The sequence below is a fragment of the Erythrobacter sp. R86502 genome (assembly GCF_042466465.1).
In the GTDB taxonomy this organism is placed as follows: domain Bacteria; phylum Pseudomonadota; class Alphaproteobacteria; order Sphingomonadales; family Sphingomonadaceae; genus Erythrobacter.
Window position 1 is genome coordinate 588202 of record NZ_JAXHCJ010000001.1, and the last position, 15187, is coordinate 603388.

The 15187-nt window shown below is 61.7% G+C and carries 16 protein-coding genes; 9 read left to right on the top strand and 7 right to left on the bottom strand.

The features are described 5' to 3' along the window. The first annotated feature begins 2 nt into the window (after positions 1 to 2). The 9 genes from SJY33_RS02820 to SJY33_RS02860 all read left to right on the top strand — a co-directional run bounded on the left by SJY33_RS02820 (position 3) and on the right by SJY33_RS02860 (position 7497). A complete protein-coding gene (locus SJY33_RS02820; protein ID WP_379921019.1) occupies positions 3 to 650 on the top strand; it encodes an adenylate kinase in 648 nt (215 codons plus the stop codon). 67 nt (positions 651 to 717) lie between these two features. Further along, positions 718 to 1437, top strand: a complete 720-nt coding sequence (locus SJY33_RS02825; protein ID WP_379921020.1) for an SRPBCC family protein — start codon at positions 718 to 720, stop codon at positions 1435 to 1437. A gap of 305 nt (positions 1438 to 1742) precedes the next feature. Next, on the top strand, positions 1743 to 2111 hold the full coding sequence (gene rpsM / locus SJY33_RS02830; protein WP_379921022.1) for a 30S ribosomal protein S13: 369 nt from the start codon (positions 1743 to 1745) through the stop codon (positions 2109 to 2111). A 59-nt stretch (positions 2112 to 2170) separates the two neighbouring features. After that, positions 2171 to 2560: a 30S ribosomal protein S11 gene (gene rpsK, locus SJY33_RS02835; RefSeq protein ID WP_068352863.1), complete on the top strand. Its 390-nt coding sequence runs from the start codon at positions 2171 to 2173 to the stop codon at positions 2558 to 2560. 126 nt (positions 2561 to 2686) lie between these two features. Continuing rightward, the gene (locus SJY33_RS02840; RefSeq protein ID WP_379921023.1) at positions 2687 to 3742 is read left to right on the top strand and encodes a DNA-directed RNA polymerase subunit alpha; all 1056 of its coding nucleotides are present in this window, start codon (positions 2687 to 2689) and stop codon (positions 3740 to 3742) included. Between the two features lie 119 nt (positions 3743 to 3861). Beyond that, on the top strand, positions 3862 to 4281 hold the full coding sequence (gene rplQ / locus SJY33_RS02845; protein ID WP_379921024.1) for a 50S ribosomal protein L17: 420 nt from the start codon (positions 3862 to 3864) through the stop codon (positions 4279 to 4281). Positions 4282 to 4367: 86 nt separating this feature from the next. Continuing rightward, a complete protein-coding gene (locus SJY33_RS02850; RefSeq protein ID WP_379921025.1) occupies positions 4368 to 5765 on the top strand; it encodes a serine hydrolase domain-containing protein in 1398 nt (465 codons plus the stop codon). Positions 5766 to 5910: 145 nt separating this feature from the next. After that, the gene (locus SJY33_RS02855) at positions 5911 to 6441 is read left to right on the top strand and encodes a hypothetical protein (RefSeq protein ID WP_379921026.1); all 531 of its coding nucleotides are present in this window, start codon (positions 5911 to 5913) and stop codon (positions 6439 to 6441) included. A 174-nt stretch (positions 6442 to 6615) separates the two neighbouring features. Then, positions 6616 to 7497, top strand: coding sequence for a hypothetical protein (locus SJY33_RS02860; protein WP_379921028.1), 882 nt, complete (start codon positions 6616 to 6618; stop codon positions 7495 to 7497). Between the two features lie 6 nt (positions 7498 to 7503). On the opposite strand, the gene SJY33_RS02865 is transcribed toward SJY33_RS02860, so the two are convergent. The 7 genes from SJY33_RS02865 to odhB all read right to left on the bottom strand — a co-directional run bounded on the left by SJY33_RS02865 (position 7504) and on the right by odhB (position 15150). Continuing rightward, on the bottom strand, positions 7504 to 8163 hold the full coding sequence (locus SJY33_RS02865) for a trimeric intracellular cation channel family protein (RefSeq protein ID WP_379921029.1): 660 nt from the start codon (positions 8161 to 8163) through the stop codon (positions 7504 to 7506). A gap of 7 nt (positions 8164 to 8170) precedes the next feature. Then, positions 8171 to 8866 (bottom strand): hypothetical protein, encoded by a 696-nt coding sequence (locus tag SJY33_RS02870; RefSeq protein WP_379921030.1) that lies wholly within the window; start codon positions 8864 to 8866, stop codon positions 8171 to 8173. 24 nt (positions 8867 to 8890) lie between these two features. After that, positions 8891 to 10249 carry an amidase family protein gene (locus SJY33_RS02875; protein WP_379921031.1) on the bottom strand — a complete coding sequence of 453 codons (1359 nt, stop codon included), beginning with the start codon at positions 10247 to 10249 and terminating at the stop codon, positions 8891 to 8893. A 76-nt stretch (positions 10250 to 10325) separates the two neighbouring features. Further along, complete coding sequence (locus SJY33_RS02880; protein WP_379921032.1) at positions 10326 to 11816, bottom strand: DUF4403 family protein; 1491 nt, start codon at positions 11814 to 11816, stop codon at positions 10326 to 10328. Between the two features lie 35 nt (positions 11817 to 11851). Then, entirely contained in the window at positions 11852 to 12172 is a 321-nt protein-coding gene (locus tag SJY33_RS02885) for a hypothetical protein (protein ID WP_379921034.1), read from the bottom strand. Between the two features lie 243 nt (positions 12173 to 12415). Then, positions 12416 to 13816 (bottom strand): dihydrolipoyl dehydrogenase, encoded by a 1401-nt coding sequence (lpdA, locus tag SJY33_RS02890; RefSeq protein ID WP_379921035.1) that lies wholly within the window; start codon positions 13814 to 13816, stop codon positions 12416 to 12418. A gap of 110 nt (positions 13817 to 13926) precedes the next feature. Beyond that, positions 13927 to 15150 (bottom strand): 2-oxoglutarate dehydrogenase complex dihydrolipoyllysine-residue succinyltransferase, encoded by a 1224-nt coding sequence (gene odhB / locus SJY33_RS02895; protein WP_379921037.1) that lies wholly within the window; start codon positions 15148 to 15150, stop codon positions 13927 to 13929. Between the last annotated feature and the right edge of the window lie 37 nt (positions 15151 to 15187).

The following is a 15187-nucleotide window of genomic DNA, read 5'->3' on the forward strand; positions in this document are numbered from 1 at the left end:
TCGTGAATATCATTCTTCTTGGGCCTCCCGGTGCAGGCAAAGGCACACAAAGTGCTGGCCTTGTCGAACGGCACGGCATGCGCCAGCTTTCGACAGGTGACATGCTGCGTGCCGCCGTAAAGGCCGGCACACCGGTTGGCATGCGAGCGAAGGAAGTCATGGAGCGGGGTGAACTGGTCTCGGACGAGATCGTCTCCGATCTTATCGACGCCGAACTGGCTTCGATGGCGCCTGCAACCGGCGCGATCTTCGATGGTTATCCGCGTACAGCGGCGCAGGCCGATGCCCTTGATGCCATCCTCGCGCGCAATGGCCGCACGCTCGATCACGTCATCGAACTCGAAGTGAACGAGGACGCGCTGGTCGAACGCATCACCGGACGTTTTTCCTGCGGCAATTGCGGGGCCCTGTACCACGAGACCGCGAACCCGCCCAAGGTAGACGGCGTATGCGACATCTGCGGCAGCACTGAGTTCAAGCGTCGACCTGACGACAATGAAGAAACGGTGCGGATGCGGATGCAGGAATATCGCGCCAAGACCGCGCCCATCCTTCCCGGCTATGAGGCGCGGGGCATCGTAACGCGGGTCGACGGCATGGCGGCGATCGATACTGTGGCAGAGGAAGTCGACGCGATCCTCAAGGGCTGACAGCGGCCGCATGAAGGTCGCGCCCTGCATCGGGCTGGCTTGGCGCATTTGGCAGAAGGGGGCATTCATGACACCACGCTCACGCATTTGCGGCGCACTTCTCGGGCTTGCGGCCTTTGGCATGTCGGTGCCCGCCACAGCGGAAGTCACTCGTTCGACCGACATCAGTTTCGTCTCGCGTCACGAAGTCATGGTGGAAGCCAGCCCGAAAGAAGTGTGGCTGGCGCTGATTTCCCCCTCTGGTTGGTGGACGTCGGAGCACACCTGGTCGGGTGATGCCAAGAACCTCACGCTTACTCCGCAAGCGGGCGGGTGTTTCTGCGAGACGATCCCTGAAGTGGATGAGCCGGGCCGGTTTACGCTACAGGGCAGTGTCGAGCACATGCGGATCGTTCAAGCCTATCCCGAAAGCGCGCTGCGCATGATTGGCAGTCTTGGCCCCTTGCAAAGCGAACCGGTAACAGGTGTGCTGACAATTGCGCTTACAAAGGTCAGCGAAGGCACACGCATCGTTTGGGAGTACAATGTCGGCGGTGCGATGCGTTATGAAGTGCCGGTGATTTCCAAGGCGGTCGATGGTGTCATGGGCGCGCAGATTGCCGCGCTTGCCAAACCGCTCAGGGTTGTTGCCGCTGCCAAGGACAATCGCGAAACCGTGGCCCCCGCATCGACACCTCCTTCCCCCGGGACGCCCGCGGCCAAGGCTGCCGACAGCTCCGCGGTGAAGCCGGCGTCAGTTGATGACGCCTTTGGTGATCTGGCAGACGAGCCCAAGCCCAAGTCCTAGACGCTGATTGCAGGAGAAAGTTTGGGCAGGGCAGGGTGACGCTGGTTCGTCCGGTACTGGTGGCTTGGCGGTCTATCCCACGCTACCAGTTGACGCCCCGCTCGAATCAGCCTAAGCGCGCGCATCATTCGACATGTTCGAAGCAAGTTCGGCAGGCTACGCTCTTGCGCGTGCCGACCGGGCTTTTTGCCGTTTACGGGTTCGCTTGCGGGTGAACCGGATCGGCAGGCGATGTGACGAATGAATTGAGCGTTGAGATAGGGGTGGCCCCGTGGTCAATTCCCCTGTGGAGCATGGAGAAATAAGTGGCTCGTATTGCCGGGGTAAATATCCCCACCAACAAGCGCGTTATCATCGCGTTGACCTACATTCATGGTATTGGTCGTACCACCGCCGTCCAGATCGCTGACAAGCTGGGTATCGCGCATTCTGCGCGTGTGCAGGACCTCTCCGATGAGGAAGTGCTGCGTATCCGTGAAACCATCGATGCCGATTTCACCGTGGAAGGCGACCTTCGTCGTGGCACCGCGATGAACATCAAGCGTCTGATGGATCTTCGCGCCTATCGCGGCCTGCGTCACCGTTCGGGTCTCCCCGTTCGTGGCCAGCGCACCCACACCAATGCCCGTACCCGCAAGGGTAAGGCCAAGCCCATCGCGGGCAAGAAGAAGTAAGCGTTCAGGGTCTTTCCCTGCAGGCTTTTTCCTTCTGACGATCTAGAGGACAGATAACGATGGCACGCGAACCAGGCCGTATTCGGCGTCGTGACAAGAAGAATATCAGCAGCGGTGTTGCTCACATCAACGCCAGCTTCAACAACACAATGATCACCATCACCGATGCGCAGGGCAATGCGATCAGCTGGTCCAGTGCCGGCATGATGGGCTTCAAGGGCAGCCGCAAGTCGACTCCCTATGCCGCACAGGTTGCCGCCGATGACGCAGGCAAGAAGGCTGCCGAACACGGTGTCCGCACGCTTGAAGTCGAAGTGAAGGGTCCGGGGTCGGGCCGTGAAAGCGCGCTGCGGGGTCTTGCAGCTGTCGGTTTCAACATTACCTCGATCCGCGACGTCACGCCGATCCCGCACAACGGGGTCCGTCCCTCCAAGCGTCGCCGCGTCTGATCCGCCGGAATGGCGAAGGCGCGGTGCGTCTTCGCCATCCGATCGGGTCTGATGCGGCATGTCATGCGCCCACGTATCCGGCCCGCTCAAGTTTGAACCGCCCACAAGGCGCATTAGGGGAAATCCATGTCCGTCAACACCAAGAACTGGCAGGAACTCAAGAAACCCAACACCCTCGAAATCAAGGACGGCGGCGATCGTCAGCGCAAGGTGACATTCGTCGCCGAACCGCTTGAGCGTGGTTTTGGCCTGACGCTGGGCAATGCCTTGCGTCGGGTTTTGCTGTCGAGCCTTCAGGGTGCAGCAATCACCTCGATCAAGATCGAGAACGTGCTTCACGAATTTTCCAGCCTGGCTGGCGTGCGCGAAGACGTCACCGACATCGTCCTTAACGTCAAGCAGATCGCATTGAAGATGGAGGGCGAAGGCCCCAAGCGTCTTCAGCTTTCGGCGACGGGCCCCGGGGCCGTCAAGGCCGGCGATATTGCCGTGACCGGTGATATCGAAGTGATGAACAAGGATCTGGTGATCTGCCAGCTCGATGACGGCGCAACGCTCAACATGGAGCTGACCGCGGATGTCGGGAAGGGCTATTCGCCCGCCGTGCAGAACCGTCCGGCCGATGCGCCGATCGGTCTGATCCCGGTCGACTCGTTGTATTCGCCGGTCCGTCAGGTCAGCTACAAGGTCGAGAATGCCCGTGTCGGGCAGGAGCTTGACTATGACAAGCTGTCGCTGACCGTCGAAACTGATGGCACCGTCACTCCCGAAGATGCCGTGGCCTATGCTGCACGCATTCTTCAGGACCAGTTGACGCTGTTCGTCCACTTCGAAGATGGCATCCCGCAGCCGGTTGGTCAGATGATCGGCCATGCCGCGCAGCCTGAAGAAAGCGACGCCAACCAGCTCAATCGTTACCTTCTAAAGAAGGTGGACGAGCTGGAACTGTCGGTGCGTTCGGCCAATTGTCTCAAGAACGACAACATCATCTACATCGGTGATCTGGTCCAGAAGACCGAAGCAGAGATGCTGCGCACGCCGAACTTCGGCCGCAAGTCGCTCAACGAGATCAAGGAAGTGCTCTCCAGCATGGGTCTGCGTCTCGGGATGGACATCCCGGGCTGGCCGCCCGAGAACATCGAAGAGATGGCCAAGAAGCTTGAGCAGGAACTGCTGGGCTGATGAATTCGTGACCTCCCGCGCAAGCGGGGGGTTGCCTTGATGGGTGATGGTGGCGGCCCTGATGGCCACCGGCACTGAGCTACCTGAAACGGGCTCTTTACGAACGAAGGACTGATAAAATGCGTCATGGTATTTCTGGCCGCAAGCTGGGCCGCAAGACGGGCCACCGCAATGCGCTGTTCCGCAACATGGCTGCCGCGCTCATCAAGCACGAGCAGATTAAGACCACGCTGCCCAAGGCGAAGGAACTGCGTCCTTACATCGAAAAGCTGATCACACTGGCCAAGCGTGGCGGTTTGTCGAACCGTCGCCTCGCCATGAGCCGTCTGGGTGACGACGCGCAGCTGAAGAAGCTGTTTGAGGTCCTGGCTGAGCGTTATGCGGATCGCGAAGGCGGATACACCCGCGTTCTGCGCGCTGGCGTGCGCGCTGGTGACGCCGTTCAGATGGCGATCATCGAACTGGTTGACCGCGACGAAGCCGCCCGCGGTCAGGACAGCGGCCCGGTGCAGTCGGAAGAAGAATACGAAGACGCGTAAAGCGCGCTTCGCACAGTTAGAAGAAGGGCCGGGGCAGCGATGCTTCCGGCCCTTTCCTTTTGCTCAGGGCGTGGCATGACCAGGGGATGAGAACCACAACCCTTGCCGCTGCGATCGCTGCACTTGCCCTTGCGGTGCCGCTATCTGCTCAGAGCCAGCAAGAACTGCTCGATGCGAGGCACGACCGCGCGCTGGCTGCAGGATACAAGGCGCTGGTGCTGTGCAGCGCCATCGCGATTGCCGAGCGCAACGGCACCACCCGCACCCCGGAGAGCGTTGAGGCGTGGGAGTTGACTGGCATACAGGCGCCGCTCGATGGGCTGGTTGCCAGTCTCCCCTTCGAGATCGTGCGCCGTCCCGGCGGTCAGATTGCCCATGTCGCTGTAGATTGGGCCGAGGATATGCCCGCCCGCATCGCTGCCTATCAGCGACCGGAAACTGGCTGCTCGATCTTGCCCATTGGCGCACACAATGGCTCTGACCCGCACGCGCAGCCTGCCCATGAAATGGCCTTGAAGATTCTCTCACCGAATGATGAACCCGTGTTGCCCGAGGGGCGAGCCGGACCCAAACTCGCCGCGGCTGTGGAAAGGGCTTTGGATGCTGATGACTACGGGAAGGGCGCAAGGACGACCCGCATTCTGATCCAGTCAGACGGGACGACACTCGCCGATGGGTATGCCACCGATTTTGGATGGAGCACACCACAGCGCACGTTCTCGGTTGCAAAAAGCATCGCGGCGACGCTTATCGGCGCGTCGGTCTATCGCGGTAACGCGGACGTCAATGCTTCAGCGGGCCTCGGACTCTCCGAGGCCGATCCGCGCCGTGCTATAACCATCGACCATCTCCTGCGCATGGCGTCTGGCCGCTATTCGGACACGCCCGGCAACCGAACTGATCCCCTTTACTATGGCGGTGCCACGGTTGATGAGGTCGCGCTCGACTGGCCGCTCATCAGCCCACCGGGGAGCACTTACCGTTACGCCAACAATGACACACTCGCTGCTGTCGCTGCGATCAGAAAGACCTTCGCCGCGCACCCGCCTACGGGAATGTTTGCCAAGCTCGGAATGAACCACACCGTGGCTGAAACTGACTGGCAGGGGAGCTATGTCCTCTCCTCGCAGGTGTGGAGCACCGCTGACGACCTTGCCGCATTTGGCCAGCTTTATCTGAACGACGGCGTGCTACCCTCAGGCGAGCGCGTCTTGCCGGAAGGTTGGGTAAAGTATGTCACCACCCCCAGCGGTCCGCAGCCTGCCACCGGCACGTTCGGTTATGGGGCCGGGTTCTGGTTGCTGAATAAAGAGGAAGGCGTGCCGCCTGATACCTTCGCGGCGATTGGCAACCGTGGGCAATATGTCGTGATCGTGCCTTCGCGGCAGGTGGTGATTGTGCGTCGAGGCGAAGATCCCGCTGGTAGCAGTTTCAATATAGCTGCGTTCACACGGGATGTGCTGGCGAGCCTTCTGACCGAATAGCCAGCTCAGCTACGTTCACAAAAGACCGTTTTATTATTAACAGAACCTGCCATGGCAATTCAGCTTCGACACAGCGCGAATCAGGCAAAAGCATTCTCGACACCGCAAGCAATCAGGCACGCGGTGCCAGACGAGGATACTTCTGATGACCACCATGACCAACCGACTGGCCACCGGCAAATCGGCCCGGCTTGTGCTTGGCGCGGTCGCTGCTACCGCCCTGACCGCAGCTTCTGTGACCCCGGCTCAGGCGCGTGATCGCGATGATCGCGGTATCGGCGCAGGCGAAATCATAGCTGGCGCGGTGGTGATTGGCGGTATCGCGGCTTTGGCGGGCGCTTTCGACAACGATCGTAACGATCGCCGCTACGATTATCGTGACCGCAACTTCCGCGGCGATCGGTTCGACCGTGGCGGGTTCGGCAACCCCCGCAGAGCCGTGGAAATGTGCGTGCGAGCGGCTGAAAATCAGGCACGACGCTTTGGCGGTTATCGCTACGCCGACGTCATTGATGTTCGCGACGTCGATCGCACCCGTTACGGCTTTCGGGTGAAAGGACGCATGGATGTTGGCGGTGGTTGGAACACCCGCAATGATCGCGGCAACTTCACATGCCACCTTGATGGTCGCGGCAGGCCGCAGATCGATTTCAGCGGCATTCGCGGGCTGCGCTGACGCTTTGCCCTGTACATGATGGCCCATTCCGCTCCGCTCCGCTCTGCCATCCGGCAGGAGCGGGGCGGCTTTTTGCGGGCTGCTTGCGGTTCAGCCTGCCGCAAGCCTGCTGCGTTTAGACCTGTAAACTTCGGGGCGGTTGGTGGTCGCCCGCATTCAAACAGGAGAGGGCGAATGGCTCTTATTTTCCGCGCGGCCGGGCTGGCCGGCGCGCTTGTTGGCACCACCATATTGGCAGCCCCCGTGGTTGCCGCGCCCGTACCAGCGGTTCCATTGGTGGCGGCTACACCTTTTGCTGGTTGGGATTTTAGCCGGTACAACTCGGTCAATTCTACCGCGGATTGGCGCAGGTGCCGATGGAACTGCGGGTGGGGCGGCCATCGCGGATGGCGACGCAACCGGGTGGGGGCAGGCGACGTCCTTCTTGGTGCTGCGATCATCGGCGGCGTGGCGGCTATTATAAGTTCGAACAATCGCCGTGAGCGCGATCGTGATGTCGTGGTCGTGGATCGCAGAGTGCGCGCTCCGGATTGGCGTGATGACAGCCGCCGCTACGATGACAGGCGGTTCGATGATCGCAGGGCTTCATCCACTGGCACCGGTTCATCGGGTCTTGATGCTGCAGTCAACCAGTGCCTTGAACGGATCGAACGCGATGTCCGGGTCGATACCGTGGACTCAGTCGATCGCACCGGTGCAGGCTGGCAGGTCGGCGGCGTGCTGTTTAATGGTGTGCCGTTCCAATGCCGGATCGGCAACAGCGGACAGATCGACACGATCGATTACGGCGATGGTTTTGCCGATGTCGGCTATTCAGCGGTGCAGGATCGCGGCGAGCCGTTGCCTCGCGGGGCAGGGCAGTGGGATGATCAGCGTTACACCGCCGCCCGCACTGCGGTTGGCGGCGAGGTGCGGCCGGACATTGCAGTGCAGGAAGCGCGGATGCAGGTTGTCCGTTCGGACGAAGCTCCCCCCGCGACCTCGGCAATGCCTGCCTATCCGGGTGGGCCGATACCGGGCGAACCCATCCCCGAGACAATCGACAACCGTTTGTAAAGCGGATCAGCGGGGAGGGGGTGCATGGTCGCGCCCCCTCTCGCCATAACTTGGCAGTCCCCATTCCCACCGGATCGCGGCGGATCGTAGGGCAAAGCCGCAGATGAACGCCAGCCCCCAGGCCCATTGGTGACTGATTCCCATCAGCCGTGCGGCCGACATGCCGCCGACTGTCAGCACGGCAGACAGCGCAGCGGGGGTCACATAGAGCTCAGGGCTCATGATGATCGATGGACGCCCTGCCACCACATCGCGGATGATCCCGCCGACGCATCCGGTGATGACCCCCATCAGCGCTGCCGGGATCGGCGGGATACCGTAAGCCAGCGCCTTTGCGCTCCCGATGACCGCATAGGCGGCAAGGCCCGCGCCATCGGCATAGTCGAAGCCTTTTCCTTCCCACCACCGGATCGGTGTGAACCATGCGATAAGCGCGGTGCCAAGGCACACGGCAGCCACCGTCGGATCATCGATCCAGAACACCGGCGCGCGGATCAGCAGATCGCGCACGGTTCCCCCGCCTACACCCGTCACCAAGGCAAAGAATGCCATTGTGACGAAGGTCTGCTTCAGACGCGCTGCCAGCACCGCCCCGGACAGCGCGAAAACGGCGATCCCTGCGATGTCGAGCCAGTCGAGGATGGGGGTGAGAACTGTCGGTGTCATACAGCGTTCATGCCTCGGTGCGCGGGGAGCGCCAGCCCCGGCGTGCGAACATGAGAATGCAGCCGATCACCGCGCCGGTCAGCGATAGTGCTGCAAACAGGATTAGCAGCGGATGACTGGTATCCACCCGTTCGGACAGATCCATGATGTGCAGGCCCCACGCCGTATCAAAGACGCGCCACCAGCGGGTGCGAACCGCCTCGATTGCGCCCGTATCACGGCCGACATAGATGTTGGTGCCATCCGCCAGCGCAACCTGCCAGACTGCCAAAGGGCGGCGAAAATCGTAAGGCGTCCGGTCGGCAGGAAACAGCGTGACGCGCTCTACCGCATCACCGCCCACGATGTCCTGCGCGACCAGCCTTAACGCATCCTCGGCAGTCAGCGGAGGAAGGCTGGCGCCGGAGGCAAAATCGACCCGGCTCACGGTGCCATCGATCCCGGTCAGGATCGCCACGGCGCGGCCCTGCTGCATCTGAACGCGTATTTCGGCAAGGGGCGATGCGGGGTTGGCCAGCGCGCTGCCCGGCAGAACCAGTGCAGCCTGCGCCGTGGCGCGGCGCAGGTATTCGCCGCGCACGTCTTCGATGGGGCGCGATACCATCAGCAGGCCTGTGGCCAGCCACATCACAATGGGCACACCGACCAGCCAGCCCAGCCAGACGTGCCACCGGGCCAGTTTGCGCATCGAGAAATTCGTCATGCTGCGCCCCATGACCAAGCGTGTTCAGCGGTGCAAGATATTCCCGATCGCTTCGGCGGCGGCGATACAGTCCAGATCGCTCCAGCGTGGCCCGATCACTTGCATCCCGCACGGAAGCGTGCTGCCGAGATAGACACCGCTGCCAATGGGCAGCACCGTGGCAGGTAGCCCGGGGAATGTCGCCAGACCCGCCCAGGCAAGGGCGTTCCCGCCCGGTTCTTGCGCTCCGTTGATTGTGAGCGTTCCGCGAAACACTGCTTTTTCGGAATGCGGCACGGCAAGCACCGGGGCTGGCGGTGCCAGCACAAAGTCATAGGCGGCGAACAACGCCTCCCACTGTGTCATGAAACTGGCCTGCGCATCGAGCAGGTCGAACCAGTCGGATGCGCTGGCCTGCCTGCCATCGGGCGCGGGCGCTCCGCGTGCCATCACCACATTCATCATCTTGAGATAATGACGATGCTGTGACGCCTGATCGGGTAGAAGATCGCTGGATCGATCAATTCTGACACCGGCGCGGGCCAAGGTATCCAGCGCAGCTTCGGTCGGCTCGATGACGCTTGCATCGACAGGCGCCTTGGGAAGCGTGGTAATCGCCAGCAGACGGCATTCCTGCAACGGCTTGGACCTGTGCCGCAGGGGAAGCTCTGCGGCGACTTCGGTCAAAATCGCCAGATCGGGTGCGTTGCGCGCCAGCGGGCCTGCGACGGATAGCGGACTGTCATGCGCGGCAAGAAAGCCGCGCTGGCGTGACTGCGCAGGAAAGTCATGGCCGTGCTTGGGGACAAGACCCCAGGTTGTCTTGTGGCCCCACACGCCGCAGAAATGCGCCGGCACCCGCACCGATCCCCCGATGTCGGTGCCGTATTCGCCTGGTACGATGCCGCTTGCCACCGCTGCGGCACTGCCACCGGACGAGCCGCCCGGCGAACGGGCCGGATCATGGGGGTTTGCTGTGCGGCCATAGACCGGGTTGAAGCTCTGCCAATCAGTAAGATCCACCGGGACATTGGTTTTCCCAATGATAATTGCACCGGCCGCCTTGAGCCTGCTCACCAGCACCGCATCGCGGGGCGCGCTGTCATGGCGGAATCGCGAATGGCCGAACGTAGTGGGGAGCCCGGCCACATCAAAGCTTTCCTTGACTGTCATCGGCACGCCGAACAGCGGCTGGTTCTTGGTGCGCGGCGCGCCATCCATCGACCGGGCAGTTTCGCAAGCTCTTTCAAAATCAGGCACGGCCAGCGCATCGATCTCACCGTCCAGTCGCCCGGCCCGCGTGATAGCGGCATCAACCGCTTCTAAGACGCTGATTTTGCCCGTACGAATGGCCGCAGCGGTTTCTAGTACGCCAGCTTTGTCTGTAAGCTGCGGATAGGCCATGCGTGTTCCCCCAATTATGGCCGCGGGTCTACCGAGCATGCAGGCCCTGCGAAAGCCCACCGCGCTATTTGCCTGTTCAATTCAGACGTCGCAGCCGCGCATTGATCTGCGCTGTTACGTCGACGGGAAGATAAAGTCCCGCGCCATGTGCCGTAATAACGCCCGTCTCCACCTGCTCGATCGTGATACTGTAATCGGTCAGTCGGTTTGATCGCTTGGCCAGCGCGCGGTCGATCTTGGTGCGCAGCGACATAAAGTCACGCTCGAAATTCTGGGCCAGCGCATCGGTAATGGTGTCCTGAAAGTCGGTCGAATTGGCCAGCGCGAACAGGAATGCTTCCCCGACGATATCGACATCGCCTGCAACCTGAACGTCTTCAAACCGGACTGCACGCGACCCCGGCGCGTTGGCCGGGCGCGCTGTCAGCCAGATTGTGCCTTTGGCCGATTCCACCACCGGCAGGTCCGATGCAGCGGAAAAGCGCCCGCCAATCGCAATGCGCCCTTCATCCGTCCCGTATACGGTGATGTCGCCGAAGCGTGCCGTGACCTGACCGTAATCGGCAATCTGGAACGGCCGCTGCGATCGCTTGGCCAAGGCCTTGGATATGACCGGTTCCAGCACGTCATAATCGGCGATTACCGGAATATGCAGGATCGAACGGTTTTGCTGTTTGTCGCGGCGAGCCAAGGGAGGAAGCGGGCCGACTTTTGCGACCTCGGGTTTCATCCCGACGAAGCTTTCGAACATGGCATCAAGCCCTAGTCGCAAGGTCAACGTGCGTCCATTGACCGCATAACCCCCAAACCGGAACTGCCGGGGTGTAAGGCGTCCCCAGACGACGGGGTTCTTTCCATTCAGTTTGAAGACATCATGCGCATCGCGCCACCCATCCTGCGCAGTGGCCTTTACCGGCAGGCTGGCGAGTTCACGATTAACAATGCGCTCCACATCGCGTTTGACGGGACGAAGCTCACGGTCGGCCTCGCTGGTGAAGGTGATGCGCTGCCCCAGAAAATCGATCCCCGGTTCGCGTGTCCAGCGGTAATCCAGCCTGGTATCGCTGACGAGTTGCCACTTGCTGTTGAGATCGAGCCTGAGCCGCAGCGTTACTTCGGCAGAGCCTGTGCCGGTTTCGCCCTTGAATATCCCGGCGACATCGCGGGCGGCGAGCGTCCCGGACACCGGCAGGGTAACAACCAGCGCCTGCCCATTGCCGCTGACGCGAAGATTGCCGCGGGTCACTCGGCCCGTGATGCGACATTCGATCTTGGGCGATTTGACCTTGAACAGCGCCAGATCGATCTTTTTGGAGGCAACGCATTCGCTGCCCGGTCGATCGATCGTCCACAACTCGCGCGGCAGTTCCCGTTCAAGCGCACGTTCGAGCTGGGCTAGATCGACCCTGAGATCGACTGCGACGTGCGATGGTTTCTGCGGAAAGACAATCGGGTCCGTCGCGCGCGGCGGTGCGGTGGAAACAGCGTCTTCGCCTGCGCTGCACCCCGCTAAAAGCAACAGGCTTGCCGCTTTCAACATGAACATGGTTTGGCGAACCGCCTGCATCTGCGCCCCCTTAACTGCCCCGAATTCCTACAGGGTCAGGCCGTTGCCAGATTGCCGTTGCGATTTCCAGCCCTCTGCCGCGTTGCTCCGAATGCCAGACCAAAGCCAATGATTGGCGCCGCGCCGTAACCGATCAGCGGGTAGGGGAAGGGCGCGATCACCGCCATCGCGCCAAGAGCTACAAGCAGCGCCGCGAGAGCGCATGTCTCGTCGTGCATCGGCAGCAGGATCAGTGGTGCAATGAAAAGCGACGCAGCCAAAGCGGTTGCGGCCAGATAGGATGTCGCAGCAGCATGGGTCAGCACCCCTTCGGTAAACTGCTGCGGCGCCAGCGTACCTGCATCGAAGGTCAGCACACACGGGAAGAAACAATACCGTGGCTGCACACCCGGCAATAACCAACCGAAATTGGTCTGAGGAAGGCAAGCGCCCGATTGCTATTCAAACCAAGCCCGCAACCTATGCGCACGTGTTGAACGCGATCGCCCGAGCAGGCGCTCCAAGGACGTAAAGGTATGCCAAGCCGCCGAATGACGGCAGGGCGAGGGCCAGGGTGAGCCGCGAGCGATAAAAGGCCTGCGCGCTCACCCTTGTGCCGCTTACATGTGGATCGGCTTGCCCGTCACCGCCATCGCCGCTTCCTTGAAGGCTTCAGCGTGGGTGGGGTGGGCGTGGCAGGTGTATGCGATATCTTCCGACGTCGCGCCGAATTCCATGGCCTGCGCGGCCTGAGCGATCATCGTTCCCGCAAGGCTGTTGATCATCCACACACCCACGACGCGGTCAGTGGTTGCATCGGCAATCACCTTGACGAAGCCGTCGGTGTCACGGTTGGCCTTGGCGCGGCTGTTGGCCATCATCGGGAACTTGCCGATCTTGACATCCAGACCGCGTTCCTTGGCCTGTTCTTCGGTGATCCCCACGCCCGCGATTTCGGGCGCGGTGTAGACAACATTGGGGATGACATCGTGGTTCACAATGCCGGTCTGACCAGCGATGTTTTCGGCCACGGCAATGCCTTCATCCTCGGCCTTGTGGGCGAGCATCGGGCCGGGGACCACGTCGCCGATGCCCCAGATGTTGGGCACTGATGTGCGGAAATCATGATCGATTTCCACTTGCCCGCGTCCGTTGGTGGATAGCCCCGCCTTCTCAAGCGCGAGGCCATCGGTGTTGGGACGGCGCCCGATCGAGACGAGCACATGGCTGGCGGTGACGGTCTTCGCGTCGCCGCCGGCGGCGGGCTCGATCGTCAGGGTGACTGTATTGCCGTCAATGCTCGCGCCTGTGACCTTGTGGCCGAGCATCATTTCCATGCCCTGCTTCTTGAAGATCTTGCCCGCTTCCTTGCGCACTTCGCCGTCCATGCCGGGGAGCAGCTGGTCGAGGAATTCGACCACCGTGACCTTGGCACCCAGACGCCGCCACACAGAGCCAAGTTCCAAGCCGATCACGCCGCCGCCGATCACCACGAGATGTTCGGGCACTTCGTCCAGATCAAGCGCGCCGGTGCTGTCGACGATGCGCTTGCCCGCGTTGTCGACCGCGACGCCGGGGAGGGGGGTAACCGATGAACCGGTGGCAATCACGATGTCCTTGGCAGTGACCTTTTCGCCAGCGACCATGACAGTGTGCGCATCTTCGAAGGCGGCATGGCCCTTCAGCCAAGTGACCTTGTTTTTCTTGAACAGGAATTCGATGCCGCCGGTGAGCTCGCCCACCGCCTTGGTCTTTTCCTGCATCATCCGGCCCAGATCGAGCGTCGGGGTGGCGGTGATGCCCCAGGTGGCGAAATGACCGTTGCGCGCTTCGTCGAACAGTTCCGAGCCGTGCAGCAGCGCCTTGGACGGAATGCACCCGACATTGAGGCAGGTGCCGCCAAGCGTCTCGCGGCTTTCGACGCAAGCGGTCTTCAACCCCAGCTGCGCTGCGCGGATCGCGGCAACATAACCGCCCGGGCCAGCACCAATGATGAGGACATCGTAATCGTATTCAGCCATTTCCAACTCCGTTCGCCCTGAGCTTGTCGAAGGGCTGCACTTCACTTGGGGTCCGTCGCTCCAAAAGAAAGAGCAGGGCTGCGACAGGCTCAGCCCGAACGGTCATGGGATTAAAGGTCGATCAGCATCCGGGTGGGATCTTCGATCGCTTCCTTGATGATCTTCAATGCAGTCACAGCTTCACGCCCGTCGATCAGGCGGTGGTCATAGGACAGCGCCAGATACATCATCGGGCGGATCACGATCTCACCGCCCCGCACAACCGGGCGGTCTTCGATGCGGTGGAGACCCAGCACGGCCGACTGCGGCGGGTTGATGATCGGGGTCGACATCAGCGAACCGAATACGCCGCCGTTCGAGATGGTGAACGTGCCGCCAGTCATGTCTTCCATCTTCAGCGTGCCGTCCTTGGCGCGCTTGCCGAAATCGGCGATGTCCTGCTCGATCCGGGCAAAGCCCTTCTTGTCGGCATCGCGGATGACGGGAACGACAAGGCCATTGGGGGCTGACACCGCAACCGAAATGTCGACATAGTCGTGATAGACGATCTCATCGCCCTCGATATACGCGTTGACGCTCGGCACGTCCTTCAGCGCAAGACAGGCGGCCTTGGCGAAGAAGCCCATGAAGCCGAGGCGGATGTCGTGCTTCTTGGCGAACAGGTCCTTGTACTTGTCACGCGCCTCCATGACCGCGGTCATGTCGCAATCGTTGAAGGTGGTCAGCAGGGCTGCGTTATCTTGCGCGCTCTTCAACCGCTTGGCGATGGTCTGGCGCATCCGGGTCATCTTGACGCGTTCTTCACCGCGCTCTCCGTCCGACGACGCCGGAGCGGCTGACGGCGCTGCAGCAGCCGTAGGCGCCGATGCGGCAGAGCCCGACTTCTTGGCTTCGGCTGCGGCCAGCACGTCTTCCTTGGTCAGGCGGCCATCCTTGCCTGTGCCTTTGATGGTCGAAGGGTCGACGCCGTGTTCCAGCACTGCGCGGCGCACGGCCGGCGACATGGTCTGGGCTGCACCGGGGAGGTCTTCCGAGGTTGAGGGGGCAGGGGTATCGGCCTTGGCCGCGACAGCAGGAGCCGCAGTGGCCGCGGCTGCGCCTTCTTCGATCACCGCGATCACTGCCCCCACTTCGACCGTGTCACCCACCGCCACGCGGTGTTCGGACATAACGCCTGCGACGGGCGACGGCACATCAACCGCAACCTTGTCGGTTTCGAGGCTGCAGATCGGCTCGTCCGCGGCGACCGCTTCGCCCGGCTGCTTCAGCCATTCGGCAATCGTGCCTTCGGTAACGGATTCGCCCAGAGCGGGGACTGTGATTTCGGTGGCCATCGGGGAGGGTTCCTGAAACTTGCTTCTAACGGGTGTG

Coding starts and splice junctions, on each gene's coding strand:
- SJY33_RS02825 (WP_379921020.1), top strand. CDS start 718: ATGACACCACGCTCACGCATTTGCGGCGCACTTCTCGGGCTTGCGGCC.
- rpsK (WP_068352863.1), top strand. CDS start 2,171: ATGGCACGCGAACCAGGCCGTATTCGGCGTCGTGACAAGAAGAATATC.
- SJY33_RS02840 (WP_379921023.1), top strand. CDS start 2,687: ATGTCCGTCAACACCAAGAACTGGCAGGAACTCAAGAAACCCAACACC.
- rplQ (WP_379921024.1), top strand. CDS start 3,862: ATGCGTCATGGTATTTCTGGCCGCAAGCTGGGCCGCAAGACGGGCCAC.
- SJY33_RS02850 (WP_379921025.1), top strand. CDS start 4,368: ATGAGAACCACAACCCTTGCCGCTGCGATCGCTGCACTTGCCCTTGCG.
- SJY33_RS02855 (WP_379921026.1), top strand. CDS start 5,911: ATGACCACCATGACCAACCGACTGGCCACCGGCAAATCGGCCCGGCTT.
- SJY33_RS02860 (WP_379921028.1), top strand. CDS start 6,616: ATGGCTCTTATTTTCCGCGCGGCCGGGCTGGCCGGCGCGCTTGTTGGC.
- SJY33_RS02865 (WP_379921029.1), bottom strand. CDS start 8,163: ATGACACCGACAGTTCTCACCCCCATCCTCGACTGGCTCGACATCGCA.
- SJY33_RS02870 (WP_379921030.1), bottom strand. CDS start 8,866: ATGACGAATTTCTCGATGCGCAAACTGGCCCGGTGGCACGTCTGGCTG.
- SJY33_RS02875 (WP_379921031.1), bottom strand. CDS start 10,249: ATGGCCTATCCGCAGCTTACAGACAAAGCTGGCGTACTAGAAACCGCT.
- SJY33_RS02880 (WP_379921032.1), bottom strand. CDS start 11,816: ATGCAGGCGGTTCGCCAAACCATGTTCATGTTGAAAGCGGCAAGCCTG.
- lpdA (WP_379921035.1), bottom strand. CDS start 13,816: ATGGCTGAATACGATTACGATGTCCTCATCATTGGTGCTGGCCCGGGC.
- odhB (WP_379921037.1), bottom strand. CDS start 15,150: ATGGCCACCGAAATCACAGTCCCCGCTCTGGGCGAATCCGTTACCGAA.